Here is a 10,174-nt window from a genome sequence, read left to right on the forward strand (position 1 = left end):
AAGTCTGGCCACCTGGTCAGGTCAGGTGGCCAGCGTGCCTGATCAGGTCAGGGCGAGCGTCGATGCCTTGCGCGAGTCGAGCACTGTGTCGATCAGGCCGTAGTCGATGGCCTGGGCGGCGGTGAGGATCTTGTCGCGCTCGATGTCCCGGCTGACCTGCTCGACATCACGACCCGTGTGGTCGCTGATCATCTTCTCGAGCAGCTCGCGCATCCGGAGGATCTCGTTGGCCTGGATCTCGATGTCCGAGGTCTGGCCGAACGTGCCCTCCGTGTAGGGCTGGTGGATGAGGATCCGGCTGTTGGGCAGGGCCATCCGCTTGCCGGGTGCACCCGCACCGAGCAGGATCGCGGCCGCCGAGGCCGCCTGGCCGAGGCAGACGGTCTGCACGTCGGGGGTGATGAACTTCATCGTGTCGTAGATCGCGGTGAGCGCCGTGAAGGAGCCACCGGGCGAGTTGATGTAGATCTGGATGTCCTGGTCGGGGTTCATCGACTCCAGGCAGAGCAGCTGCGCCATGACGGCGTTGGCAACGTCGTCGGAGATCGGCGAGCCGAGGAAGATGATGCGGTCCTCGAAGAGCTTGCCGTAGGGGTCGATGCGGCGGAACCCGTAGGAGGTCCGCTCCTCCCACTGGGGGATGTAGTAGTTCATGGCACTCAGCCCTTCTGCCGCGCAGGGCGGCCCTCGTCGGCAGCGTCGCGAGCGCTCTTGATGACCTGGTCGACCAGGCCGTACTCCAGCGCCTGGTCGGCGGTGAACCAGCGGTCGCGGTCGGCGTCGTTCTCGATCTGCTCGACCGTCTGGCCGGTGTGCTCCGCGATGAGCTCGAGGAGGACCTTCTTGATGTGCAGCGACTGCTGCGCCTGGATCTTGATGTCCGAGGCCGAGCCACCCATGCCGGACGACGGCTGGTGCATCATGATCCGCGCGTGCGGCAGGGCGTAGCGCTTGCCCTTGGTGCCCGCGCAGAGGAGGAACTGGCCCATCGAGGCGGCCAGACCCATGCCGACGGTCGCCACGTCGTTGGGGATGTAGTTCATGGTGTCGTAGATCGCCATGCCGGCGTCCACGGAGCCACCGGGCGAGTTGATGTGCAGGAAGATGTCGGCCTCGGGGTCCTCCGCCGAGAGCAGGAGCAGCTGGGCGCAGATCGCGTTGGCGTTCTGGTCGCGCACCTCGGAGCCGAGGAACACGATGCGCTCTCGCAGCAGCCGCTGGTAGATGTGGTCGTCGAGGACGTTGAGCCCGCCGCCCGCGCCCATCTGGGGGCCGTGCGACGAGCCTGCGGGACTGGGAATCTGGTTCACGTGCTCGACACTAGCCCGAAGGACCGACAGTTCCACGGGCATTGGGCCCCTGTTCGCCGACAGCAGATTTCCCTCAGGTGGACTCGGCGCTGGCCTTCAGCCGGGCCACGGTCTCGGCCATCCCCTGCTCGAGCTCGTCGGCATGGCCGTCGCTGCCGCCGAGGAACAACGGGGCGAAGGCACGGCTGATCGCCGTGAGCGACGTGGGCACCGGTCGGCGGTGCACGACACGGGTGCCGGACCCCTCGGCCGAGAGCTCCCAGATCCACCGCGCCCCGCTCGAGCGGGTGTCCCAGGCGAGGCTGCGCCCGGGCTCCAGGACCGCGACGACCGACCGGGTCGGCCACACGACGGCCTTGCGGCGGTTGATCCCGAGATAGGCCTGTCCGACGCGGAGCCCACCCGGCTTGAGGGGCACCATCCGCACCAGCTCGGGGCTCCACCGCGCCATCTTCGAGAAGTCGGTCAGCAGCGACCACACCAGGTCCGGGGCGGCGTCGACGACCGTCTCGACGCGCAGCTCACGATCAGCGCTCACGCGAGCCAGTCTCGCATGGCGGCGTGGACCTCGGGGTGGTTCAGCAGGCCGAAGTGGTCGGAGCGACCGACGTGCAGGACGTCGGCGCCCGGGAAGAGGTCCCCTCCGCGCTTGTCGCGCCCGTAGGCCGAGCGTGGGCGCACCAGCAGGTCGCCGACGACGTGCCCCACGGGGTGGCGCTGCGACTGCGTGAGGGTCGCCGCGACCAGGCGGTAACGCGCGTGCGGGAGCGGGGGCACGTCCTCCGCGAGCCCGGCGACGAGGTCGTGGACGCCGACCGAGCGCCAGTCGAGGATCCGCCCGAACGCCGCCGTCTCGGGCAGCCGGGCGAGCCCTCGGCTGCCGTGACCGATCCCCCACGCGATCGGGGCGCCGAGATGGGGCGTGCCGAGGGTGATGACGTCGGAGATGCGCTCGGCCCACGGCCGGCCCGAGGCCGGCGGCTCGGCGGCGACGGCACCGGCCGCACGGATCACCAGCCCGCCGAGGGAGTGACCGACCAGGGCGACCCGCGTCACCGGGACCGGCCACGCGTCGACCAGACGCTGCATCAGCGCGGCCAGCGCGACGCCGTTCTCGCGCAGCGACAGTCCCGTGTTGGCGCGCAGGAAGACCGGCGACCACCCCTGCCCGGCCAGCGCCTCGCCGTAGGTCGTGCCGAGGTCGTCGCGGTGCAGGTCCCAGTAGGACTCGTTCTCGCACAGGCCGTGCAGGAAGACGACCAGGCGCCCGCTCGCGTCGGGGTACGACGAGGCGAGGGCGTCGTGGGCGAGGTCGACGTCGCGCCCCTCGAGGCGCACGGCCATCGGGATCGCCATCTGGGGCCGGTCGCGCAGCAGGGTGTCGCCGATCAGGCCGTTGACGGCCGAGCTGACGAACCGACCGCGCGGCGTCTCCTCGAGACGGGGGCCGACACCGGTGGCGGCGAGCTTGTCCAGGCCGACCGAGGCCGCGTGGAGGCCGGCGGTCAGGCCGCCGTAGACCGCTCCGGCGATGCCGCGGTGGAGGAGGTCGGGGACCGTCGAGGTGCCGCCGGTGGCGCGGCGGGCCACGCTGCCCACGCGGTCGGCGATGGCGAAGTGGGTGTCGCGCGCGCTCTTGACGACGAGCTCCCCGGCGACCTCGGAGAGCAGCGACAGGGCGTCGACGACACTGGGACCTGGCGGGACCACGGAGGCTTCGGACATGGCAGGACCCTACCGGATCGAGTGCACAGTTGTGCACTCAATCCGGCAGGGTCCGTGTCACACCAGGATCGGCCCGGATCAGGCCTGGGCGGGAGCCTCGTCCGACTCCGCGGGGGTCTCGTCCGACTCCGCAGCCACCTCGTCGGCCTCGGCCGCGGGGGCCTCGGGCTCACCGATCGTGCCGTCGGGACGCAGGTTCTTCAGCTCCACCACGTTGCCGGAGGCGTCTTTGACGACCGCGGTCTCGACGATCGCAGCGAGCGCCTTGCCGCGCAGGATCTCCTGGACCATCTCCGGGATGTGGTTGTGCTCGAACATGTGGTTGGCGAACTCCTGGGGGTCCTGACCCGACTGCTGGGCCCGGCGCACCAGGTGGCTGGAGAGCTCCTGCTGGTCGACGCCGAGCTCCTCCTTCTTCGCGATCTCGTCGAGGATGAACTGCGCGGCGACGGCGTCGCGGACCCGGCGGTCGAGGTCGGCCTCGAACTCCTCGACCGTCTGCTCCTCGTCCTCGAGGTACTTCTCCATCGAGATGCCGGCGTAGGCGAGCTGCTGCTCGATGTTCTGTCGGCGGGCGTTGAGCTCGTCGGTGACCATGCTCTCGGGGAGCGGCACGGAGACCTTCTCGAGCAGGACCTCGAGGACGGCGTCGCGCGCGGCGGCAGCCTGCTCGAGGCGCTTGCCCCGGCCGAGGCGCTCGCGCACGTCGGCGGAGAGCTCCTCGATCGTGTCGAACTCGGAGGCCTGCTGGGCGAAGTCGTCGTCGAACTCCGGCAGCTCCTGCTCCTGGACCTGGCTGATGCTGACCTGGATCTCGACGGCCTCGCCGACCTGGTCGCCACCCACGAGCTCGGAGGAGAACGTCTTGTCCTCGCCGGCGGACAGACCGACCAGCGCCTCGTCGAGGCCCTCGACCATGCCACCGCGCCCGACCTGGTAGCTCATGCCGGTGACCTCGGCGCCCTCGACGACCTCGCCGTCCTTGACGGCCTTGAGGTCGAGCACGACGAAGTCGCCGTCGGCGGCGGGGCGCTCGACGTCGGTCAGGGTCGCGAAGCGCTCGCGCAGGGCCTTGACCTGCTCGTCGACGTCGTCGTCGGAGACCGTGACGTCCTCGACCTCGGCCTCGATGCCCTCGTAGGAGGGCAGCTCGATGCTCGGCTTCACGTCGACCTCGGCGGTGAACTCGAGGGTCTCGTTGTCCTCGAACTTGGTGACCTCGATCTCGGGCTGCGCGAGCGGCTGGAGGTCGTTGGCCTGGAGGGCCTCGATGTACTTCTGCGGCAGCACCTCGTTGATCGCCTCGTCCAGCACGGTGCCGCGCCCGACCTGACGGTCGATGACCATCGGGGGCACCTTGCCGCGGCGGAAGCCGGGGATGTTGATCTGCTGGGCGATCTTCTTGTAGGCCGCGTCGAGGCTCGGCTTGAGCTCCTCGAAGGGCACCTCGACAGTCAGCTTGGCCCTGGTCGGGCTCAAGTTCTCGACGGCGCTCTTCACAGGTGTTCTCCTCATGGATGTGGATTGAAAGGCTGGTGCGTCGGGGCGACAGGACTCGAACCTGCGGTCTCCTGCTCCCAAAGCAGGCGCGCTAGCCACTACGCTACGCCCCGTCTTGCGTGCTCAAGACGCCCTCCGCGGGTGCGGAGGAGCTCCTTGGAGCGGATGACGGGAATCGAACCCGCGTAATCAGTTTGGAAGACTGGAGCTCTACCATTGAGCTACATCCGCGCGCCTCACCTCACACCCGTCCTGAGCGTGAAATGTGCGGTTGTCATCGTGCCACACGGGCGGCACAGACCCCCAAACGGCCCCGCCGGGCGGACACGCCCCCACCGCCGCACCACCCGCGCTCGTCAGGTGCGGTGGACGACCAGCATCGCGCGGTCGTCGTCGCGCGACCCGAGCGCCTCGGTGAGGCGGGCGGCCGCTCCGTCGAAGGAGCCGCGCAGCAGCGACTCGGCCTGGCCCAGCATCCGGTCGATGCCCAGGTCGATGTCGCGCCGGGGCTCCTCGACCATGCCGTCGGTGTAGAGCAGCAGCGCGTCGCCGCGCCCGAGACGGCCGGTCGCGCAGTGGAACTCCGCCTCGTCGATGAGCCCCAGGATCGGCCCGTCCGTGCGCAGCACCGACCAGCGACCGGACCCGGCCAGGCGGTGCGCGGCCGGCGGGTGGCCCGCCGTACGGATCTGGAAGTCGCCGCTGGCGAGGTCGAGCGAGAGGTGGACGGCGGTCGCGAAGCCCTCGTCCCAGTCCTGGCGCAGGAGGTAGTCGTTGGCCGCAGGCAGGAACTGGTCGGGCGGCAGGGCGCCGAGCAGGCCGCCGAACGACCCGGAGAGCAGCAGGGCGCGCGTGCCGGCCTCCTCCCCCTTGCCCGAGACGTCGACCACGACGACGTCGAGGGCCGACCCGTCGGGACGCCGCGACGCGACCACGAAGTCACCGGCGAACGGCGTGCCGCCGGCCGAGGTGAGGGCCGACTGGACCAGCCAGCCCTCCGGCAGGGCGGGGATGCCGCCCTGGGTGAGGATGCGGTCGCGCAGGTCGATGAACATCGACTCGCCGCGCATGCCGCCGACGCCGAGGCTGGAGCGCCGGAAGCTGGTCGCGAGCACGAAGGAGCCCATGGCGAACTGCACGGCCGTGGCAGCGACGATGCGGGGGGTGATGTCGACCTGGAGGGTCACGGTGACCGTCACGAGGACCATCAGGAAGATGACGAACCACGGCAAGGAGCGCGGTCCCAGCAGGATGCTGGCCGCGAGCAGCGGCAGCATCAGCGCCACGAACGGCATATCCACCGGCCACACGGCGACGGCGAGGGTGATGCCCACGGCGACCACCACGAGCCAGAACGCGATCCGGGTCTCCGCGGTCAGGCCGCGACGCCGGTAGCGCGACCACGCGCGGCGCCACGGAGGCGCCACGGCGGAGCGCTGCGCGTCGACGGTGGCAGTCATGGGCTTCCTGGGGGCGGAGGGGAGGGCCTCAGCGTAGGGCCCGCGAGCGGAACGTGGGCTGGCAACGCGGACACCAGAAGACGTTGCGCGCCTGGAGGACGTCGGTGCGCACCGAGGCGCCGCACACCAGGCACGGCTGGCCGTGACGGCGGTAGACGTAGACCTCGCCGCCGTGGTCGTCGGCCCGTGGCGGGCGGCCCATCGCCTCAGGCGTGTGCTCGGGACGCACGGTGTCGATGCGACCGGTGCGCACCCCCTCGGCCATGAGCACCACGAGGTCGTCCCACATCGCCGTCCAACGGCTCACCTGGAGCGTGTTGCCGGGCCGCAGGGGGTGCGTGCGGTGCCGGAAGAGGACCTCGGCGCGGTAGACGTTGCCGACACCTGCCAGGACCGACTGGTCCATGAGCAGCCCGCCGATGGCCGAGCGGCTGCGCCGGATCCGGTCCCAGGCCCGGTCCGGGTCCTGGTCGAGGCGCAACGGGTCGGGGCCGATGCGGGCGAGGACGGCGTCGCGCTGCTCGCGGGTGACCAGGTCGCAGGCGGTGGCGCCGCGCAGGTCGGCGTACGACGAGCCCCGCGCATCGCGGGCCACGAGGCGCAGGCGCACCTGGCCGACCGGCTCGGGGACCTCCTCGACGTCCGGGTGCACCGCGAAGGTGCCGTAGAGACCGAGGTGGACGTGGACGAAGACCTCACCCGGGAAGCCGATGAAGAGGTGCTTGCCCCAGGACTCGGCGCTCTCGAGCACCTGGCCGTCGAGCAGGGCGGCGGAGTCGGCGAAGCGCCCCTGGGGGCTGCCCACGCTCACGGTGCGACCGGCGAACGCGTCGGTCAGGTCACGGGCCAGCCGGTGGAGGGTGTGGCCCTCAGGCATCGCGGTCAGGCATCGCGGACGGCGGACTCCGGCAGCGGCGGGAGGTCACCGGTGCGCTCGTAGGAGCCCAGCTGGGCGATCCGCCGCACGTGGCGCTCGTCGCCGGAGAAGGGGGTGGCGAGGAAGACCTCGACGAAGCGGGTCATGTCCTCGAGCGAGTGCATGCGGCCGCCGACCGACACGACGTTGGCGTCGTTGTGCTCGCGGGCGAGCACCGCGGTCTCCTCCGACCAGACGAGTGCCGAGCGGATGCCCGCGACCTTGTTGGCGGCCATCTGCTCGCCATTGCCGGAGCCGCCGACGACCACGCCGAGGCTGTCGAGCCCCGCGGTCCGGTCCTCGGCCACGCCCTCCGCGGCGCGCAGGCAGAAGACGGGGTAGTCGTCGAGGGCGTCGTAGACGAAGGGGCCGTGGTCGACGGGCTCGTAGCCGTGCTCGCTCAACCAGGCCACCAGGTGGTCCTTGAGCTCGAGGCCGGCATGGTCGGATCCCACGTGGACGCGCATGGCGCGCATCTTTTCAGACGGCGGCGACAACCCGACGTGCCGTCCAGGCGTCACACCTTCTGGAAGAGCCCCACGTCACACCCCATCCACGATCGTTCTCGGGAGATCCTGTGCCTCATCACCCCCGCCGCCTCGCCGCCCTCGCCGCGGGCGTCCTCGCCGCCCTCACCGTGAGCCTGCTGCCCGCCTCGGCCCCGGCCGCCGTACGGGCGCCGACAGGTCCTCCGGACACCTTGCAGCACCCGCTCCGGCTGGAGCGCGGTCCGGCACCGCGGGTCATCTCGATGGTCGGCAACGTGGTCCGCTTCCCGGGCGGTCGCACCGTCACCTTCACCCCACCCGCGGAGGTCACCGGCGGCGCCCGCCTGATCGGCGCCTGGCGGCGGGACGCGATCGTCTGGGCGCCGTACGGCGCCGGGAGGAGCGCGGCCTTCAGGGTGCGACCGTCCGGCCGGGTCGTCCGCGTCGGGGAGCCGCACCGCGACCTCTTCCGCGGGGGCGAGTGGCAGATCGCCGGCGACGTGCTCTACGTCGCGAGCACGGACGCCCGCTACCGCACCCGGCTGGCGAAGGTGAGCCTGGTCGACGGCACCGTCCGACGCACGTGGATCTCGACCGAGGAGGAGTTCTGGACCCTGCTCGACGTCACGCCCCACCGCGCGCTCATCGGCAGCTCGCGCGTCCTCAAGGCCTGGCGGGGCGACGGCACGTTCGAGCGGGTCTGGGTGCAGGCGGGCAACCGCTACTCCGACGTCAGGTTCGCGAGCCTGCGGCACGGCTGGTTCGCCAACGCCACCTCCGACGGCACGGAGCTCCGTCGGATCTCGCAGCCCGACCGGGTGGTCTGGAAGCAAGGGTTCGAGAACGAGATGATCCCCTTCGACCTCTCGGGCGACGGCTCCGTACTGCTCACCACCGAGTACGAGACCTACTCACCGCAGATGCGCGACGTCCGCACCGGCCGGATCCTGAGGACCTACGAAGGCGGCTACAACGACGCCTTCAACGACAACGATCAACTGGTCCTCGAGGGCAGCAGGGCGTTCCTCGTCGTGATGAACCTGCGCATCGACGGCAAGCACCGCGAGGTGCTGGTGCGCTGCACAATCGGCGGCGACTGCGAGCGCGCGTCCCGCGTCGCCTCGCGCATCACCCTGCAGACCTACGGCTCCTGATCCCGTCGAGGAAGCCGGCCACCTGGAGCATCAGCTGACCGGCGGCCGGGAAGACCCGGTCGTGGCGCCAGAAGCCGTGGGTCTGCCCGAGGTAACGAGTGGCCACCACGTCGACCCCCTGCTCCGCGAGCAGCACCGCGAGGTGCTCGCCCTCGTCGCGCAGGGGGTCGTGCTCGGCGGTCACCACCAGCGTCGGGGGCAGCGTGGCGAGCCGGTCGGGCTCGGCAAGCAGCGGCGCGAGGTCGGGATCGGCGAGGTCCGCCGGGCTGCCGGCGTACTGCGCCCAGTACCAGGCGGCCTCGCGCGGGTCGAAGCCGTCGGCGGCCGTCGTGTAGGAGTCGAAGCCCTGCTGGGGGTCGAGGAACGGATAGATCAGCACGACCGCGTCGAAGCGCCCCGGGTGGCGCAGGGCCGCGACCAGCGCGAGGTTGGCGCCGGCGCTGTCGCCGTGGGCGTACGTCGGGCCGTCGAGGCCGTGGGTCGCGCCCTCGCGTGCCAGCCAGGCGAGCACCGTGTCGACGTCGTCGGGAGCCGCCGGGAAGCGGTGCTCGGGCGGGCGCCGGTAGTCGACGCTCAGCACGGCCGTGCGGGTGCGGTTGGCCAACCGCCGGGCCGAGGCGTCGTGGACCTCGACGTCGTTGAGCACGAAGCCGCCGCCGTGCAGGTGCACCACCACCCCGGGCTGGGCGTCCTGGGGGACGTAGAGCCGGCACGGCACGCCGTCCGCGTCGACGTCCCTCACCGCACCGACGTCCTCACGCGGCTCGGCGAGTGCGACCCGCTGCGCCTCGGCGCGTGCCGCGACGATGTCGAAGGCGGGGTCGTGCACGGCCAGCTCGCCCGCCGCCGCCTCGACGGCGCGGCGGGCCTCCGGGAACAGCACGGACCTAGCGCTGCATGAGCGCGTCGAGCCCGACCGCCATCGCCGCGGCGACGCGGAAGTCGATGCGCTGGTCGGGCACGTGGACGGTGTACTTGTCGCGCACCGAACCCTGGCGCTCCACCCCGAGGAGCGGCTCGCCGTTGGCGCCGACGAAGTCGAAGTGGATCGGCAGGAACGGGATGTCGGTGAAGCGCCGGATGATCGCGATCGCCTGGCTGCGCTCCTGGCCGGTGCCGGCGTAGCCCGGCCCCTCGATGTGGAAGGTCGAGCGCATCAGGCTGGCGCCGAAGTCCTTGCGGAAGAACCCGATCTGGTTGTGGGCCTCGTCGAAGATGTCGTAGCCGGCGTTGAGGTCGATCTTCTTGCGCGCCTTGAAGCTGAAGACGGGCCGGGTCATCGTGTCGTCGGCGTAGAAGGTGACCTCCTCCTTGAAGGCCAGCCGCTTCTGCTGCGCCACGCCCATCGACTGCCCGAAGGTGCCGTCGGGGTTGGCCGCGAACAGCTCGTAGCGGTTGGTGGTCATCGCGAACTTCTGCTTGACGTAGAACGTCGGCAGGTACATGGCGGTCATGGGCCGAGCCTAGAAGGTCCTGCGGATCCGGTCGCGTCGAGACCCAGGACGTACGACGTGCCCCGAGACCCCAGGCACCTCACCGGGTCTCGACACCCTCGGGCCTGGCGGCCCTCGCGGCTCGACCACCGAAACACTCGCTGGTCGAGCCCGAGGAGCGCCAGCGA

Annotated in this window: 11 protein-coding genes and 2 tRNA genes; 1 reads left to right on the plus strand and 12 read right to left on the minus strand. The window is 71.1% G+C overall.

Translation table 11 applies throughout. The annotated features are described in order from the left end of the window. Window positions 1–42: 42 nt before the first annotated feature. The 10 genes from AAG827_RS11655 to AAG827_RS11700 form a co-directional block, all read right to left on the minus strand. Window positions 43–654, minus strand: a complete 612-nt coding sequence (locus AAG827_RS11655; protein ID WP_341926153.1) for an ATP-dependent Clp protease proteolytic subunit — start codon at window positions 652–654, stop codon at window positions 43–45. A 5-nt stretch (window positions 655–659) separates the two neighbouring features. Then, a complete protein-coding gene (locus AAG827_RS11660; RefSeq protein ID WP_341926165.1) occupies window positions 660–1,265 on the minus strand; it encodes an ATP-dependent Clp protease proteolytic subunit in 606 nt (201 codons plus the stop codon). 118 nt (window positions 1,266–1,383) lie between these two features. Then, window positions 1,384–1,848, minus strand: a complete 465-nt coding sequence (locus AAG827_RS11665) for an SRPBCC family protein (RefSeq protein WP_341926154.1) — start codon at window positions 1,846–1,848, stop codon at window positions 1,384–1,386. Then, window positions 1,845–3,035, minus strand: a complete 1,191-nt coding sequence (locus AAG827_RS11670; protein ID WP_341926156.1) for a hypothetical protein — start codon at window positions 3,033–3,035, stop codon at window positions 1,845–1,847. The genes AAG827_RS11665 and AAG827_RS11670 overlap by 4 nt, the downstream gene beginning before the upstream one ends. 78 nt (window positions 3,036–3,113) lie before the next feature. Then, window positions 3,114–4,535, minus strand: a complete 1,422-nt coding sequence (gene tig / locus AAG827_RS11675; protein ID WP_341926157.1) for a trigger factor — start codon at window positions 4,533–4,535, stop codon at window positions 3,114–3,116. Window positions 4,536–4,575: 40 nt separating this feature from the next. Further along, window positions 4,576–4,648: transfer RNA gene (locus AAG827_RS11680), tRNA-Pro, on the minus strand. Window positions 4,649–4,692: 44 nt separating this feature from the next. Next, window positions 4,693–4,766: transfer RNA gene (locus tag AAG827_RS11685), tRNA-Gly, on the minus strand. A 125-nt stretch (window positions 4,767–4,891) separates the two neighbouring features. Then, window positions 4,892–5,995 carry a PP2C family protein-serine/threonine phosphatase gene (locus AAG827_RS11690; protein WP_341926158.1) on the minus strand — a complete coding sequence of 368 codons (1,104 nt, stop codon included), beginning with the start codon at window positions 5,993–5,995 and terminating at the stop codon, window positions 4,892–4,894. 28 nt (window positions 5,996–6,023) lie between these two features. Then, a complete protein-coding gene (locus tag AAG827_RS11695) occupies window positions 6,024–6,872 on the minus strand; it encodes a DNA-formamidopyrimidine glycosylase family protein (protein ID WP_341926159.1) in 849 nt (282 codons plus the stop codon). A 5-nt stretch (window positions 6,873–6,877) separates the two neighbouring features. Continuing rightward, a complete protein-coding gene (locus tag AAG827_RS11700; protein ID WP_341926160.1) occupies window positions 6,878–7,378 on the minus strand; it encodes a ribose-5-phosphate isomerase in 501 nt (166 codons plus the stop codon). Window positions 7,379–7,488: 110 nt separating this feature from the next. On the opposite strand from AAG827_RS11700, the gene AAG827_RS11705 reads away from it, so the two are divergent. Next, window positions 7,489–8,553, plus strand: a complete 1,065-nt coding sequence (locus AAG827_RS11705; RefSeq protein ID WP_341926161.1) for a hypothetical protein — start codon at window positions 7,489–7,491, stop codon at window positions 8,551–8,553. Here the strand turns inward: AAG827_RS11705 and AAG827_RS11710 are convergent. Together AAG827_RS11710 and AAG827_RS11715 are read right to left on the minus strand one after the other, a co-directional pair. Beyond that, window positions 8,528–9,436: an alpha/beta hydrolase gene (locus tag AAG827_RS11710; protein ID WP_341926163.1), complete on the minus strand. Its 909-nt coding sequence runs from the start codon at window positions 9,434–9,436 to the stop codon at window positions 8,528–8,530. The genes AAG827_RS11705 and AAG827_RS11710 overlap by 26 nt on opposite strands. Before the next feature lie 4 nt (window positions 9,437–9,440). Continuing rightward, window positions 9,441–10,007, minus strand: coding sequence for a hypothetical protein (locus AAG827_RS11715; RefSeq protein ID WP_341926164.1), 567 nt, complete (start codon window positions 10,005–10,007; stop codon window positions 9,441–9,443). Window positions 10,008–10,174 lie beyond the last annotated feature (167 nt).

Origin of the sequence: Nocardioides psychrotolerans (genome assembly GCF_943371775.1) — a bacterium.
GTDB classification, from domain to species: Bacteria; Actinomycetota; Actinomycetes; order Propionibacteriales; family Nocardioidaceae; genus Nocardioides; species Nocardioides psychrotolerans_A.